We start from the raw sequence: 15,173 nt of genomic DNA on the forward strand, positions 1-15,173 counted from the left end.
AGGTGACACTCCATGGTCTTCTGGATCGCGAACCTGGCCGGATTGGCGGTCGCCTATCTCCTTGGCTCCATTCCCACCGCCTATCTGACGGGAAAGTTGCTCCATGGCCTCGACATCCGAGAGCTTGGCTCCAAGTCCGTCGGGGCCACGAACGCGCTGCGCGTACTAGGCAAGTGGCCGGCGCTGGCCGTGCTCCTGATCGATATCCTCAAGGGCGTGGCGGCGATCGTCTTGGCGCGATGGATCTGTTCTCGGTTCTTTACGCTCGATCAGCAGTCATGGGCCGCCTGGGCTATCAGCCTGGCTGGACTTGCCGCGTTGTTGGGCCATAGCCGGTCGATCTGGCTAAGGTTTTCAGGTGGCAAGTCCGTGGCGACGGGCCTAGGCGTGGTGCTGGCGTTGTCCTGGCCGATCGCCCTGGGCGCCTTGGCGGTTTTCGCCGTCGCGGTGGCCGTCTTTCGGATCGTATCCCTGGGTTCGGTCCTGGCGGCGTTGACGGCGATCATTCTCATCAGTGTCTTGAGCGAGCCAACACCCTATCGACTTCTAGTCATCGCTGGCGGCCTCTACATCGTCGGTCGCCACCGCGCCAACATTATGCGGCTACTGGCGGGTACAGAGCCACGCATTGGGCAAAGCCTCAGCCGCTAGCGGAACAGCCGGGGACATGCTCTCACGCCACGGCCTCAGCCGCATCCGCATCTAGTCGATCCGAATCCACCGCCGGATCGGCCCCAGCCGCGCCGCGCTACGCAGGACGGCCCGCACCGGTGGCGGCGTCGCGCGCCAATGGGCCTCGACGACGATCGCCGCCCAGCCGGCCCATTCGCGAAGGCGCAGGGCCAGCAGCAGGCGCCGTGGCGGGCCGCTCACGCCAGCACCTGGGCGGTGATCTCGCGCACCGCGGTTCGCCAGCTGTAGCGGCCGGACGCGACGATCTCCTGATAGCTGCGGTCGACCATGGCCTGGGCGTAGGCCAGGTCGCGGCTGCGATCCAGCGCCGCCTCGATGTCCGACAGGTCGCGGCCGACCGGCTGGTAGTGCGTCCCCGCCTCGAGCACGCCGCTATAGTCGCCCTCGACCAGCACCTGGAAGGTTCGCGTCACGGCCGCCTCCAGGTGGCGTGGCGACAGGGCGCGCACCTCGGCCGATCCCGTCGCGACGATCACCGAAGGCGGCGGCGTCCAGCCCGCGCCGCTCAAGGGCGCGGCCTCGGCCAAGGCCAGGTCGCCGGCCGGATCGATCAACGACGAGCCGCCCTCGACCCCGACGACCGCGCGGCTGGCGCCCAGCAGGCGGATCCAGGCGTCGCCCGCCAGCCGTCCCTCGCCGTCCATCGCGACGTCGGCGCGGTGGCCGCCGGCCCGCGCCCAGGCCGCCGCCCGCAGGCCCACCTCGCGCTTCAGCACCCCCATCTCGCCCAGCCAGGCCGGTGTTTCCCAGGCCCGATAGCTGACGGCGATCGGCCGCCGCGCCAGATCGGGCGAGGCGCGGCGCGCCACGCGGATCAGCGGTTCGTCGATATAGGCCGTCAGCATGCGGCGGATGGCGTAGGGCCGGTCCGCGACCGGGTAGAAGCTGTCCCACAGCGCCGGATCGAGCGCGGTCAGCAGCAGGTCGATACGGGCCTCGACCAGGAACTCGCGCAGGCGCCGCAGGCTGAGGAACTCGTCCAGCGGCGCGGCGATCCGGCGGGCCCGGGCGGGCGCGGCGGCCACCGCCCGCTCCAGCGCGTTCGAGCCCCTGGCCGCGTAGCGGGCCGCCAGGGCGGTGGCGTCGATCAGCACCAGGTCGGGATCCAGGGCCGTGATCCAGGCCGGATCGAAGGGAAAGCCGACGTTGAAGAATACGATTCGGCCGGGAAAATGCGCCTTCCAGGCGAAGATCCGCTGGCGCTCCCAGCGCCGCATCGGCCATTGGCCGCGCCAATTGTACAGAACCAGGGCTGTGGGTCGGTTGCGCATGTCCGGCGGCCTAGTCGCCGTCCAGCCGGGTCACGCCGTCGGCGCGCGCGAACCGTGACCCCATGGACGCAACCTCGTTTCGGAGCGCCCCCGCGCGCTGCCGCCAGACTCGACGGCGTCGGCTGTCGCTGTCAACGTCTAAGGCCGCCGTGGGCGCGCAGGGTCTCCGACGGCGACTCGCCGAACATCGTCCGATAGGCGCCGGCGAAACGGCCCAGCTCCCAGAAGCCGTGGTCCAGGGCCACCTGGGTCACGGTGGTCGGGCGGTGGGACGCGTCCAGCAGCCGGGCCCGGGCCGCCGACAGGTTCTTCAGCCGCAGATAGGCCTTGGGGCTGACGTCGAGCAGGTCGTGGAAGGCGCGGTAGAGCGTGCGGCGCGAGATGTTCAAGGCCCGGCAGACGTCCTCGATCTGGACCGCCTGGCGCGCCCCGCCGCCCTCGACGAAATCCTCGGCGCCGCGGACGATGCGGGCGGCGTTGAGCACGCCCTGCCGACGCGCGGCGGGTTCCCTGGCCTCGGCCACGGCGCTCAGCACGCCGTCCAGAAGATCCTGGCGCAGAATGTCGATGGCGCTGGCCGGCACGCCGTCGCCCATGGTCCGCATGAGGGTCGCGCAGTCCCGCAGCACGCGCCGGCAGGCGGCGCGGGCCTGCGGCGGCGGCGAATAGACGGCGGTCTCGGTCCGGAAGCGCGGATCGGCCAGCCACCCGAACGCCTCGGCCCGCTGCATGACCAGCCCCCACGGCGCGGTGACGACGGCATAGGCGGTCCGCCCCTGGAAGCGGCCGTCCAGCTCGCCGCCCGGCGGAATGATCAGGATATCGCCCGCGTCGACCTTGTGGCCCCACTGGTTGAGCGCGCCGTCCCGCTCCAGGACCGAGACGATGCTGAACGCCTTGCCCGACAGGCTCCCACGCACCCGCAGATCGCCGTCGAAACCGCCGGCGTCGAAACCCATGTCACCCAGGTTGACCCGCAGCAGATGACCCGGGCAGGCCCCGGGGGAAAGCTGGGTGATGGCCAGATCGCGCCCAGAAGCATGGGCCCAGGCCTCGTGCGGCCCCTGGGTCTCGCGCAGGATCATCTGGCCCCGCGCGACCGATGGGGCCGGCGCGTCGAACGCGCGCGCCTCATCCAGGGCGTCGAACATAGAGCGGATCGACGGGGCTTCGACGTCGGCAGGCGGCTTTTCCCAGTCGCCCCCACGCCGCGACCGCAGCTCGACGCCCGTCAGGCTCGCGGCGCCTATGGGACTCTTCTCGCGAAAGACCATCTCATCGCCGGCCGGTTGGCCGAGTCTCCTACTGACATCGCACCCATTGTCGCGTCCGATTCGCTCTCAAAAGATGCCATATCCACCTTCGAAAGTAAGTAAGGTGAAGTCGGAATAAAGCATCAATTGATAAAAATCTTTAAAGCTAGCTACAGCCAAGCTTAATGTGGCCAAAATTTGATATAGTTAATGCCGTGTTATCCATAAATACACAAAAGACTTTGCCAATATACTCAATCTGGCACTTGCCGCATAGCGCCGAGGCGGACTTTCAAGAAAGGATAATGCCGGATTGGGGTCATGGAGGACTCTATGGTTCGACGAAACTGGAAAGGACTGGCGGTCTTCGGAAAGCGGGATCTGCTGGGGGCGGCGCGCACCCCGCAGGCGGAGGACCAATGGGCCCAGGCCTTGCGCGACATGAAGGCGGCCCGTGACGGAGAACGGCGCCAGCGGCGGCAGATCGCCGAGAGCGGCGCGCGGCAGCTGACCCGCGCCCAGGCCGTGCTGCGCGAGGCCGAGGATCGCCAGCGCGACGCCGAGGCGGCGCTGCGCCGGGCCCGGCGGATGGCCGCGGTCGGCTGGATGGCCGCCGAGGCCTGCCGCGACATGACCGCCCTGCACGCGGTCGCCGCCAAGGCCCTGACCTCGTCCCGCGAACGCCTGCACGGCGACCACCGCACGGTCAGCGAGATCGACTGGGCCCTGAGCGGCCTCAGCCAGGCCGAGCAGATGCTGGACCGGGTGACGGCCTATCTCGACGCTCGCCGCGAAACGACCCAGGACGCGCACATCGACGGGCTGCTGAGCGGGACCTAGGCGCCGGCCTCACCCCGAAGGGCGCACCACTCCCGCGTCGCGCCGCTCGGCGGTTGCGGCGCGCCGCGACGGCCGGGGCGATATCCGAACTCGACAGAAGCCGAGGCCTTGGCGTTTAAGAAGCTTCCGGCGCCGCGCATCGGCGCCCCAGGGACAGCATCTGCGCATGAGCGTCGTCGCGGCCTATATCTATCGAGACGGCGTCCGGGCCCGCGAGGTGACGCTGGACGACCCCGACGCCCTGGTCACCGAGCCCGGCGAGTTCGTGTGGATCGGCCTGTTCGAACCCACCGCCGCCGAGATGGACCAGCTTCGGATCCGCTTCAAGCTGCACCCCCTGGCGGTCGAGGACGCGCTGAACGCGCACCAGATCCCCAAGGTCGAGGTCTATGGCCAGGAGCTGTTCGTGGTCGCCCGCACCGCCCAGCTGGTCGACGAGCAGATCGCCTATGGCGAGACGGCGATCTTCGTCGGGGCTGGCCACGTGATCACCGTCCGCCACGGCTCGGCCCGGGCCCATACCGAACTTCGCCAGCAGCTGGAGTCCTCGCCCGCCCTGCTGGCCAAGGGCTCGGACTACGTGCTGCACGCCGTGCTCGACTTCGTGGTCGACGGCTACCTGCCGATCATCCGGGCGCTGGAGGACGAGGTGCTCGACATCGAGCACCGCACGCTCAACACCTTCCTCAGCCACGGCGAGGTCAAGCGACTGTTCCACCTGCGCCGCGACCTGATCCGCTTCAAGCGGGTGCTTTCGCCGATGGCCGAGGTCTGCGGGCGGCTGGAGCATCTGGAGGCGCCCTGCCTGGACAACGACGTGCGCCCCTATTTCCGCGACGTGCTCGACCATGTGCAGCGCATCGAGGCCATGGTCGGGGCCCTTCGCGAGGTCATCACCTCGGTGTTCGAAGCCGCCTCCCTGCTCGAACAGCAGCGCCAGAGCGCGATCACCCGCAAGCTGGCCGCCTGGGCCGCCATCCTGGCGGTGCCGACGGCGATCGCCGGCATCTACGGCATGAACTTCGAGCACATGCCGGAGCTGCGGTGGACGCTGGGCTATCCCGCGGTGCTCGTGACGATCACGGCGGTCTGCGGGTATCTGTACGTGCGGTTCAAGAAGAACGGGTGGCTGTAGGACTGCGCGGCGCGCCACGAACCGGTCGGCGCTTGCATGGCTGCCAGAAAACCTTTCCGCGAGTTTGAAATTGAATACAATTCATGGTTAACTGAATGCAGTGCGAGTTGCTTGGCGTCTGACGACCCCTCCATTCAGCGCTCGATATGACCATGACCCATCAACGAACCCTCGAAGCCCCCCACCCCCAAGCCGACGGCGGCTCGTCCGCGTTCGGCGCTCCCGGCATCTGGCCCATTCCGTCGCCAAGCGCCCCACGCCACGGCGCCTCTCACGGGTCGCCGCCGCCCGGCTACACGGAGAGCTACGGCAGGGCCACCTACCTGGCCTTCAGGTTCGGGGCCCTCCTGGTTATCCAGGCCGAGGGCACGCTGCCGAACTTGAACCAGATCGCGGACATTCGGCAGAGCCCTCTCAAGATCTATCCGCCGCAATTCGACTTCCTCGTCTACACGCCGCAGACCAGCCTGCCGGTCATCACCCCCTTCAAGTTCTCCGAAGTCTTCGGCTTTCCGTCAGGCCCTCCCGTGGTCGTGATCCACGACGCGGACGGCCACCACGCGGTCAAGATCGAGGAGATCCCCGCCAAGGGCGCGCAGACCTTTCTGTCCGACGCCCTGGAAACCTCGCTCGTGAAGACCGGATACGGGAAATCCTTTGAGGCGGCCTTCTCCGCGGCGGTCGCGCTGCTGCCCTCGGACGGTTCCGGAACGGTGGATGGCCTGGCCCAGTACCGCTTGGTCGAAAGCGGCCTGATCCAAGGCGGCATCGCGGGCATCCACCTCTACTACGCCAGGGTCGAGGCCAGCTTTTCGTAACCAGCTCAGCCAAAAGGTGCGAGGCCGTCGGCTTTGACGGCCTTGGCCTTCAGCTCGCCCAATCTTCAGCTTGCCCAGCCTTCAGCTCGCCCAGGCCCGCGCCGGATGCAGGAAGCGTCCGGCCTCGGCGCCGTCGCGCAGGAAGACCCGCACCTCGGCGCTGCGCCCCGAGGCGGCCAGGCGGCTGGCGAGATCGCGGGCGGCGGCTTCGGCGCGGCCGCCGCGTTCGAAGGTGAGGTCGGCCTCCAGGGCCTCGGAACGCACCGACCAGCCTTGCTCGGCGGGGGCGACGGAAATCAGCAGAGCCATGGAAAGCTCCTTACGCAAGACGACTTGGGGCGCCCCTCATCCGGGGGCGTGAACGAGCGGGTTTTCGGGCGGCTGGACCGGGCCCCGAGATCGAGGTCAGGCCGGCATTCGCCCTACGAGGCGGCAGCATCGACACATCTTATAGGCTCGCATTTTCACAACTTGACGACATCCGTATGACTCGAACGCAACTGGTGCGAGCCAGAACTCCTCAAGCCGTTTTCAGTTTCTCGGGACGTTGGATGATCTGGCGGCGAGGCCAGAAAAACTGCCTCGACTTAATTCCTATTAGTTTGATAGGTTTTGAAAGGCGGCGCTTTCCCTCCCCTTTAGCGCCGCCGGCGCGCGCCGTGCGGATCCATCGGGGGATGGATGATCCGCGCGGCGCGTCTACCCGCCCAGATGCGCCTTGATCAGCGCCCGCCCGGCCCGGGCCACGGCGCGCACCGGTCCCAGCGGCCCCAGGGTGACCCGGGCCGTGTAGGAGCCTTCCATCAGCAGCATCAGGCCGTCGGCCAGGTCGTCGTCCGTCGCGCCGGCCCGCTTGCACAGATCGACCAGCCGCGCGTGGAGCTGCTGCTTGTAGGCCACCGACACCTTCTGGGCCGGGTGGTCCACCTCGTGCAGCTCGATCGCGGCGTTGGACAGCGGACAGCCGTGGACGTCGGCGTCGCAGGCCTTGGTCTCGAAGGCGTCGAAGATCGCCTCCAGCTGGGCCCGCGGGTCGCCGCAGGTGCAGCCGGTGACCTCGTCCCACCAGATCCAGTAGTCGCGTTCCTGCTCGCGCAGCACCTCGGCCACCAGTTCGTCCTTCGACGGGAAGTTGCGATAGAGGGTCATCTTGGTGGCGTCGGCCTCGTGGGCGATCGCCTCCACGCCCACCGCGCGGATGCCGTGCTGATAGAACAGCTCGCGGGCCGTTTCGAAGATCCGGTCACGGGCCGGACGTTTGGACAACGGGGCGCAAACGGGCGCCTCCATTTCGTCCATCTTGCCCCCGCCAGAATTTCTCTCAGCCATTTTCACAGCGCCTCACCTTGACGTGAGAGTTACCGGTCAGTATCTCTCACCGCGTGGATGATACCGAACGGTATCGTCTCATCCGTCTACATCGTCACAGATGGACGCCACGTCAAGCAACAGCCACTGCGACATTTCATCCTTAACCCAGAACGGAGCGCGAGCCATGCCCCCGAGCGCGAGCCAAGACCCCGCCCGTCCCGCAGCCCGCGCCGTCAAGGTGGAGTGGCTGGCCACCGCGAAAGCCTGGATCGACCAGGCCGCCGAACCCCGTCGTCGCCGTCCGGCCCGCGCGATGAAGCGCCCCGTCCTCGAGTGACCTTCTGACCGTCCCTGTTCCTCCCCCTCCCCAACGCCCGATTTCAGGTTCCCCCATGCGCAAGCATCCCGCCCTCGCCTCTTCCGCCGTCAAATCCTTCGCCATGCTCGCCGCCGCCGTGCTGGCCGCCTGCAGCGCCCAGGCCAAGCAGGAGGTCGCCCCGCCGCCCGCCCAGGTCACCATCACCGAGGTGGCCTTCAAGAACCTGCGCCAGTGGGACGACTTCACCGGCCGCCTCGAAGCCGTCGACACCGTCGACATCCGTCCCCGGGTCGGCGGCTACATCGACGGCGCGCGCTTCGAGGAAGGCACGCGGGTCCACAAGGGCCAGGTGCTGTTCCAGATCGACCCGCGTCCGTTCCAGGCCGAGGCCAACCGCGCCTCGGCCGAGGTGGACCGCGCCAAGGCCCAGCTGAACCTGGCCGTCGTCAACCGCGAGCGCGGCCGCCGGCTGATCGAGCAGAACGCCCTGGCCCAGAGCGAGTTCGACCGGCTTTCCGCTGAAGAAAAAGCCGCCCAGGCCAATCTCGGCGCCGCCAACGCCGCCTACCAGACCGCCAAGCTGAACCTGGAATGGACCCGCGTGGTCTCGCCGATCGACGGCCGGGTCTCCAAGGCGGTGATCACCCGCGGCAACCTGGTGACGCCGGCCGACCTGCTGACCACGGTGGTCTCCGACACCCCGATCTACGCCACCTTCAACGCCGACGAGCAGACCTTCCTGAAGTACGCCTCGGCCGAGCGCGGCAAGTCGAGCCCGGTCTATCTGGGCCTGATGACCGAGGACGGCTATCCGCACGTCGGCCACCTGAAGTTCATCGACAACGCCATGGACGCCAAGAGCGGCACCATCAACGGCCGGGCGATCTTCGACAACCAGGACGGCCGGTTCACCCCAGGGCTGTTCGCCCGCATCCGCCTGGTCAGCGACCAGTCGCGGACGGTGGCCCTGGCCCCCGACCGCGCCGTGGCCACCGACCTGGGCAAGCGCTTCGTCGTCGTGGTCGGCGCCAACAACAAGGCCGAGTACCGCCCGGTCGAGATCGGCCCGCTGGCCGGAAACCTGCGCATCATCCGCACCGGCCTGAAGCCCGGCGACCGGGTGATCGTCGGCGGCCTGCAGAAGGTCAAGCCGGGCGACACCGTCAACCCGGTGACCGTCAAGACCGACGTCTCGGCCGACTTCAGCCAGTTCGAGGCCGCGCCCCAGCGCGTCGCGATGATCAACAGCGTCGGCCAGAACTAGAGCGTTCTCTCCCTTCCCCCCTCGATGGGGGAAGGGCCGGGGATGGGGGTGAAAGCGCGTCAGGATAAGGCGCCGCCCACGAGAAACTCCCCGCCGCAGTCACCCCCACCCCGACCCTCCCCCATCAAAGGCGGAGGGAGCAGACCGTCATACCCCTTCCGCCTCCTCCCCCGGACGCCCCCATGAACTTCTCGAAATTCTTCGTGAACAAGCCGCGCTTCGCGGCGGTGCTCTCGATCATCATCTTCATCGCCGGGATGGTGGCTCTGCCGCGCCTGCCGATCTCGGAGTATCCCGAAGTGGTGCCGCCCACCGTGGTGGTGCGCGCCGCCTATCCCGGCGCCAACCCCGCCGTCATCGGCCAGACCGTCGCCGCCCCGCTGGAGCAGGCGATCAACGGCGTCGAGGGGATGATCTACCAGTCCTCGCAGTCAGCCTCCGACGGGGCGATGATCCTGACCGTCACCTTCGCCCTGGGCACCGACCTCGACAAGGCCCAGGTGCAGGTCCAGAACCGCGTCGCCCAGGCCCTGCCGAAACTGCCCCAGGAGGTGCAGCGCATCGGCGTGACCACCGACAAGGCCTCGCCCGACCTGACCCTGGTCGTGCACATGATCTCGCCCAACAACCGCTACGACATGCTCTATCTGAGCAACTATGCGCAGCTGAACGTCCGTGACCGCCTCAAGCGCGTCGACGGCGTGGGCGACGTGCAGATCTTCGGGGCCGGCGCCTATTCCATGCGGATTTGGCTGGACCCCGAGAAACTGGCGGCGCTGAGCATGACCGCCGGCGACGTGGTCAAGGCCTTGCGCGAACAGAACGTCCAGGTGGCCGCCGGCCAGCTGGGCGCCCCGCCCACCCCGGGCGGCGCCGAGTTCCAGCTGTCGGTCAACGCCCCCGGCCGCCTGACCGACGAGGAGCAGTTCCGCGAGGTCATCATCCGCTCGGGCGCCAACGGCGAGATCACCCACCTGGGCGACGTGGCCCGCGTGGAGATGGGCGCCAACAACTACGCCCTGCGCTCCCTGCTCGACAACAAGTCGGCCGTGGCCATGCCGATCTTCCAGCGCCCCGGCTCCAACGCCCTGGCGATGGCCGCCGAGATCAAGAAGACCATGAAGGAGCTCAAGAAGGAGTTCCCCGAAGGCGTCGACTACGAGATCATCTACGACACCACCGCCTTCGTTCAGGAATCCATCAACTCGGTCATCCACACCCTGATCGAGGCGATCATCCTGGTGGTCATCGTGGTGGTGATCTTCCTGCAAGGCTGGCGCGCCTCGATCATTCCGCTGATCGCCGTGCCCGTCTCGCTGATCGGCACCTTCGCCGTCCTGCTGATGCTGGGCTTCGGCCTCAACGCCCTGACGCTGTTCGGCCTGGTCTTGGCCATCGGCATCGTCGTCGACGACGCCATCGTCGTGGTCGAGAACGTCGAGCGAAACATCACCAACGGGCTCGAACCGGCCGAAGCCACCCGCAAGGCGATGAGCGAGGTCACCGGGCCGATCATCTCCACCGCCCTGGTGCTGTGCGCCGTCTTCATCCCCACCGCCTTCATCAGCGGCCTGTCGGGCCAGTTCTACCGCCAGTTCGCCCTGACCATCGCCATCTCGACGGTGATCTCGGCCTTCAACTCCCTGACCCTGTCGCCGGCCCTGGCCGCCGTGCTGCTGAAGAGCCACGACGCGCCGAAGGACCGCTTCCAGAAGGTCATCGACGCGGCGCTCGGCTGGCTGTTCAACCCCTTCAACCGCATGTTCGCCAAGGCCTCGAACGGCTATGTCCGCAACGTCGAGCGCAGCCTGGGCAAGTCGACCGCCGGCCTGGTGATCTACGGCGTCCTGCTGGCGCTGACGGTCCTGGCCTTCGCCAGGACCCCCGGCGGCTTCGTGCCGCAGCAGGACAAGGCCTATGTGGTCGCCGTCGTGCAACTGCCCGACGCGGCCTCGCTGGACCGCACCGAGGCCGTCATCCGCCAGATGGGCGACATCGCCATGAAGGTGCCGGGCATCAAGCACTCGGTGGCCTTCCCCGGCCTGTCGGCCAACGGCTTCATCAACAGCCCCAACTCCGGCGCGGTGTTCTTCCCGCTGTCGGACTTCAAGGAGCGCACCGGCAAGTCGATGTCGGCCAACGCCATCGTCGGTGAGCTGAACGCCAAGTTCGGGGCCATCCCCGACGCCCAGATCGCGGTGTTCCCGCCGCCTTCGGTGCAGGGCCTGGGCACGATCGGCGGCTTCCGCATGCAGATCGTCGACAAGGCGGGCCTGGGTCCGGACGAGCTGAACCGGCAGACCCAGAACCTGATCGACAAGGCCCGCAGGGACCCGGCCCTGGTCGGGGTGTTCTCGACCTACCAGGTCAGCGTGCCGAAGATCGAGGCCAATATCGACCGCGAGAAGGCCCGCGCCTCGGGCGTGTCGCTGACCGACCTGTTCGAGACCCTGCAGGTCTATCTGGGCTCGCTGTACGTCAACGACTTCAACCGCTTTGGCCGCACCTACGAGGTCAACGTCCAGGCCGACCAGAAATTCCGCCTGCAGCCGGAACAGATGCTGCGCCTGCAGACCCGCAACGGCGACGGCCAGATGATCCCGCTGGGCGCCTTCGTCAGCTTCAAGGAGGCCACCGGCCCCGACCGCGAGAGCCACTATAACGGCGTGCTCACGGCCGAGATCAACGGCGGCCCGGCCCCCGGCTACTCGACGGGCCAGGCCCAGAAGGCGCTGGAGGACCTGGCCAAGAAGGAGCTGCCCAACGGCATGGGCTACGAGTGGACCGAGCTGACCTACCAGCAGATCCTGGCCGGCAACACGGCGGTCTACATCTTCCCGCTGTGCGTGCTGCTGGCCTTCCTGGTGCTGGTCGCCCAGTACGAAAGCTGGAGCCTGCCGCTGGTGGTCATCCTGATCGTGCCGATGACCCTGCTGTCGGCCCTGGCCGGCGTGCTGCTGACCCACGGCGACAACAACATCTTCACCCAGATCGGGCTGATCGTGCTGGTGGGGCTGGCCTGTAAGAACGCCATCCTGATCGTCGAGTTCGCCAAGGAACGGGAGGAGCATGGCGACACGCCGCTGCAAGCGGTGCTGGAAGCCTGTCGCCTGCGCCTGCGGCCGATCCTGATGACCTCGATCGCCTTCATCATGGGCGTCGCGCCGCTGGTCGTCAGCCACGGGGCCGGGGCCGAGATGCGCCGCGCCATGGGCGTGGCGGTGTTCTCCGGCATGCTGGGGGTGACGGTCTTCGGCCTGATCCTGACGCCGATCTTCTACTTCGTCATCCGCCGCACCACCGCCCGCAAGGCGGCGCTGAAGGCGGCCAACAAAACGACGACCGACGCCGTGGAGGCGCACTGATGTCTCAAGCTCTGATTTCCGCAGATAAAAACCGTCATCCCCCGCTTTATGCGGGGGACCCAAGCCGAGCCGGCCACAGCCTCGTCTGGCGCCGCCGCTTGGGTCCCCCGAACAAGTCGGGGGATGACGGGCGAAGGGGTCGCGGCATGAAGCTGGCCGCCCAGCTGTCGCTCTTCGCCAGCATGATCCTGCTGTCGGCCTGCGCCGTCGGTCCCGACTACAAGACCCCGGTCGCCGCGCCGGTGGTCCTGCAGAACGCCCCGGCCGCGTCGTTCTCGACCGCCAATCTGGAAGCGGAGTGGTGGAAGGCGTTCGGCGACCCGGTGCTGGATGGTCTGGTGACCCAGGCCCTGGCCGGCAATTTCGACATCAAGGTCGCCGTCGCCCGGGTGGACGAGGCCCGCGCCCTGTTCAAGGACGCCCGCCTCGACCAGCTGCCGCGGGTGACCGCCAGCGGCGGCTATACCAAGAGCGACCAGCAGCAGCCGGGCTCCGGCGGCCAACGCGTCGAGAGCGAGACCTATACGGGCGGCTTCGACGCCGGCTGGGAGATCGACCTGTTCGGCCGGGTTCGTCGCGGCGTGGAGTCGGCCCGGGCCGAGGCCGGAGCGGCCAAGGCCGACCTGCGCGACGCCCAGGTGACGATCGCTGCGGAAGTGGCTCGAAATTATCTCGAACTGCGCGGCGCCCAGGCCCGGCTGGCCGTGGCCGAGCGCAACCTGGAAACCCAGCGCGAGACCCTGCGCCTGACCAAGGTGCGTTACGACGCCGGGGCCGGTAACCCCATCGACGTGGCCAGCGCCCAGGCCCGCCTCAACGCCACCGAGGCGGCGATCCCGGCCCTGATCACCGCCGAGAAGCGCGCCAACTACCGGCTGTGCGTGCTGACCGGCCAGCGGCCGGGAACCCTGGACGCCACGCTGGTGGTCCAGAACGCCGAGGTCACCCCGCTGATCACCGCCCTGCCGATCGGCGACGCAGCCGACCTGCTGCGCCGGCGTCCCGACGTCCAGGCGGCCGAGCGCCGGCTGGCGGCCCAGACCGCCAAGGTCGGGGTGGCCACGGCCGACCTGTTCCCGCGCGTCCGGGTGACAGGCTTCATCGGCTTCCTGTCGGGTTCGGCCTCCGGGTTCGGCAACAGCGCCAGCCAGGCCTGGTCGGTAGCCCCCAGCGTCAGCTGGCCGGCCCTCGACCTGGGCGGCGCCCACCAGCGGCTGAAGGCCGCCGAGGCCCGCAACGACGCGGCCCTGGCCAGCTACGACCAGACCGTGCTGGGCGCGCTGGAGGACCTGGAGAACGCCCTGGTCGGCTATCGCCAGCAACAGGCCCAGCTGGTCAGCCTGACCAACCAGGCCGCCGCCTCGCGCCGCGCCGCCGAGCTGGCCCGCATCCAGTACAAGGAAGGCGGCATCGACTTCCTGGTGCTGCTCGACGCGGAACGGACGCTGCTGGCCGCCGAGGACTCGATGACGGTGGCCGAGACGGGGGTGAACACCAACGTCGTGGCGATCTACAAGGCGCTGGGCGGGGGGTGGACCTCCTAAACCCTCTCCCGGAGGGGAGAGGGAGGGGCCCGACCGCGCAGCGGTGGGAGAGGGGTGACGCCCTCACAGTTTTCTATGACCGCCTCAAAACCCCGTCATCCCCCGACTTGTTCGGGGGACCCAAGCCGAGCAGGCCGGTCTGAAACGCCGCTTGGGTCCCCCGCATAAAGCGGGGGATGACGACCTTATTGGATCATCTCTACGCGCGCCCCCGCCGGCACGCCGTCCAGCTCACCCCCCGCCCTCTCCCTCTGGGAAAGGGTTTCTCCTGGCCGGATCAGCGCCTAAACACCCAGCATGACCAACCAGATCAAGATCCAGATCGTCGTCGGCCTTGCCCTCGTGGCTCTCGGCGCCTTGCTCGCCTTCACCGTTCAGAACAGCACGCTTCGCATGGCTGGCGCGGCGATCGCGGCGCTGGGCCTCGTCTTCACCCGCCGCGCCCTGCGGGGCGTGAAGTGGCGGCGCTGAGGCGGAACGCCTGGGCGGAGGCGGCCTGACTCCCTCGAAGGCCGGGGACATGCACATGTGCATGTCCCCGATCGTGCGCCGACGCCCGAAAGTTATCCACAGGGCTCCGCTCCATCCTCACTCCCGCCGAAACGAACCCCAGCACAATCAACCCCTTGCACGAAAACGCACGTTTCCCGTCCTCCCTCTCCAGGACGGCCGCACACTAGCGGCATGACCCAGACCGACATCCCCACCTGGTGCCTGAACTTCCAGCTCAAGCTGATGGCCGCCCTCGACGCGGCCTGGAAGTCCATCGAGACCAACAACGATCCCGCCGAGATTCGCCGGGCCCGCGACAAGGCCAAGGCCATCGGCGACCTGGCCGCCATGGCCCGCAAGGTGGCCCTGATCACGCCCCGTGACCGCGCCAAGCCGCCCGCCCCCACGATGACCGACGCCGTCGCCGCCCACCTGCACGCGACCCAGGGCGTGGCCGATCTGAGCGCGATGCTGATGGACACGCGGCGGGCGGTTGCTCCGGAACCCGCCCCCGCCGCCCAGGTCGAACACGCCCGCCGCGCGCTGGACAAGCTCAAGGGCGGCCGGCGCGGACGGCTTTAGGGCCCCGTCCCTCCCCCTCGTGGGGAGGGTGGCCCTGGCAGCGCCAGGGTCGGGTGGGGGGCTGCTGAGTCAGCAAGCAAGCCCCCCGTCCAACACCCTGCACCGATCCCCCACCCGCCCCGCTACGCGGGCCACCCGCCCCACAAGGGGGAGGGAAACCGCCTTCTCCGGAAACACCCCTGATGTCATCCGCCAGCGGCGAGGCCGCGCACACGGAACCCCTCTCTCTTTGAGAGAGGGAGGGGCCCGCCGCCGCAGGCGGTGGGAGGGTGAGAGGGTTCACCGC

15 protein-coding genes are annotated in these 15,173 nt (G+C 68.4%); 10 read left to right on the top strand and 5 right to left on the bottom strand.

The window, feature by feature from the left end:
- Positions 1–12: 12 nt before the first annotated feature.
- Positions 13–651 (top strand): glycerol-3-phosphate 1-O-acyltransferase PlsY, encoded by a 639-nt coding sequence (gene plsY, locus PMI01_RS11000; RefSeq protein WP_007668046.1) that lies wholly within the window; start codon positions 13–15, stop codon positions 649–651.
- Positions 652–702: 51 nt separating this feature from the next.
- On the opposite strand, the gene PMI01_RS27075 is transcribed toward plsY, so the two are convergent.
- The 3 genes from PMI01_RS27075 to PMI01_RS11010 form a co-directional block, all read right to left on the bottom strand.
- On the bottom strand, positions 703–873 hold the full coding sequence (locus PMI01_RS27075) for a hypothetical protein (RefSeq protein WP_157223751.1): 171 nt from the start codon (positions 871–873) through the stop codon (positions 703–705).
- Positions 870–1,964, bottom strand: a complete 1,095-nt coding sequence (locus tag PMI01_RS11005) for a hypothetical protein (protein WP_007668048.1) — start codon at positions 1,962–1,964, stop codon at positions 870–872. Before PMI01_RS11005 ends, PMI01_RS27075 begins: the two co-directional genes overlap by 4 nt.
- A 131-nt stretch (positions 1,965–2,095) precedes the next feature.
- Positions 2,096–3,238 carry a helix-turn-helix domain-containing protein gene (locus PMI01_RS11010; RefSeq protein ID WP_007668051.1) on the bottom strand — a complete coding sequence of 381 codons (1,143 nt, stop codon included), beginning with the start codon at positions 3,236–3,238 and terminating at the stop codon, positions 2,096–2,098.
- Positions 3,239–3,550: 312 nt separating this feature from the next.
- On the opposite strand from PMI01_RS11010, the gene PMI01_RS11015 reads away from it, so the two are divergent.
- The 3 genes from PMI01_RS11015 to PMI01_RS11025 all read left to right on the top strand — a co-directional run bounded on the left by PMI01_RS11015 (position 3,551) and on the right by PMI01_RS11025 (position 6,010).
- Positions 3,551–4,057: a hypothetical protein gene (locus tag PMI01_RS11015; RefSeq protein WP_007668054.1), complete on the top strand. Its 507-nt coding sequence runs from the start codon at positions 3,551–3,553 to the stop codon at positions 4,055–4,057.
- Between the two features lie 166 nt (positions 4,058–4,223).
- Positions 4,224–5,192: a magnesium and cobalt transport protein CorA gene (locus tag PMI01_RS11020; RefSeq protein ID WP_007668057.1), complete on the top strand. Its 969-nt coding sequence runs from the start codon at positions 4,224–4,226 to the stop codon at positions 5,190–5,192.
- 152 nt (positions 5,193–5,344) lie between these two features.
- Positions 5,345–6,010 (top strand): hypothetical protein, encoded by a 666-nt coding sequence (locus PMI01_RS11025; RefSeq protein ID WP_007668059.1) that lies wholly within the window; start codon positions 5,345–5,347, stop codon positions 6,008–6,010.
- Between the two features lie 81 nt (positions 6,011–6,091).
- Here the strand turns inward: PMI01_RS11025 and PMI01_RS11030 are convergent, their stop codons facing one another.
- Positions 6,092–6,319, bottom strand: a complete 228-nt coding sequence (locus PMI01_RS11030) for a hypothetical protein (protein ID WP_007668062.1) — start codon at positions 6,317–6,319, stop codon at positions 6,092–6,094.
- A 390-nt stretch (positions 6,320–6,709) separates the two neighbouring features.
- Positions 6,710–7,339, bottom strand: a complete 630-nt coding sequence (locus PMI01_RS11035) for a TetR/AcrR family transcriptional regulator (RefSeq protein ID WP_007668065.1) — start codon at positions 7,337–7,339, stop codon at positions 6,710–6,712.
- Positions 7,340–7,505: 166 nt separating this feature from the next.
- Between PMI01_RS11035 and PMI01_RS27080 the strand changes: the two genes are divergently transcribed.
- From PMI01_RS27080 to PMI01_RS11055, 6 genes are all read left to right on the top strand, one after another.
- Positions 7,506–7,658, top strand: coding sequence for a hypothetical protein (locus PMI01_RS27080; RefSeq protein WP_007668068.1), 153 nt, complete (start codon positions 7,506–7,508; stop codon positions 7,656–7,658).
- A 55-nt stretch (positions 7,659–7,713) separates the two neighbouring features.
- Positions 7,714–8,904 carry an efflux RND transporter periplasmic adaptor subunit gene (locus tag PMI01_RS11040; RefSeq protein WP_007668071.1) on the top strand — a complete coding sequence of 397 codons (1,191 nt, stop codon included), beginning with the start codon at positions 7,714–7,716 and terminating at the stop codon, positions 8,902–8,904.
- A 182-nt stretch (positions 8,905–9,086) separates the two neighbouring features.
- On the top strand, positions 9,087–12,269 hold the full coding sequence (locus PMI01_RS11045) for an efflux RND transporter permease subunit (protein WP_007668074.1): 3,183 nt from the start codon (positions 9,087–9,089) through the stop codon (positions 12,267–12,269).
- Between the two features lie 146 nt (positions 12,270–12,415).
- Positions 12,416–13,813: an efflux transporter outer membrane subunit gene (locus tag PMI01_RS11050; protein WP_007668076.1), complete on the top strand. Its 1,398-nt coding sequence runs from the start codon at positions 12,416–12,418 to the stop codon at positions 13,811–13,813.
- A gap of 297 nt (positions 13,814–14,110) precedes the next feature.
- Positions 14,111–14,284, top strand: coding sequence for a hypothetical protein (locus tag PMI01_RS27085; protein ID WP_007668078.1), 174 nt, complete (start codon positions 14,111–14,113; stop codon positions 14,282–14,284).
- 213 nt (positions 14,285–14,497) lie between these two features.
- Entirely contained in the window at positions 14,498–14,887 is a 390-nt protein-coding gene (locus PMI01_RS11055) for a hypothetical protein (RefSeq protein ID WP_007668079.1), read from the top strand.
- Positions 14,888–15,173: the final 286 nt, after the last annotated feature.

It is taken from the genome of Caulobacter sp. AP07 (assembly GCF_000281955.1).
GTDB lineage: Bacteria > Pseudomonadota > Alphaproteobacteria > Caulobacterales > Caulobacteraceae > Caulobacter.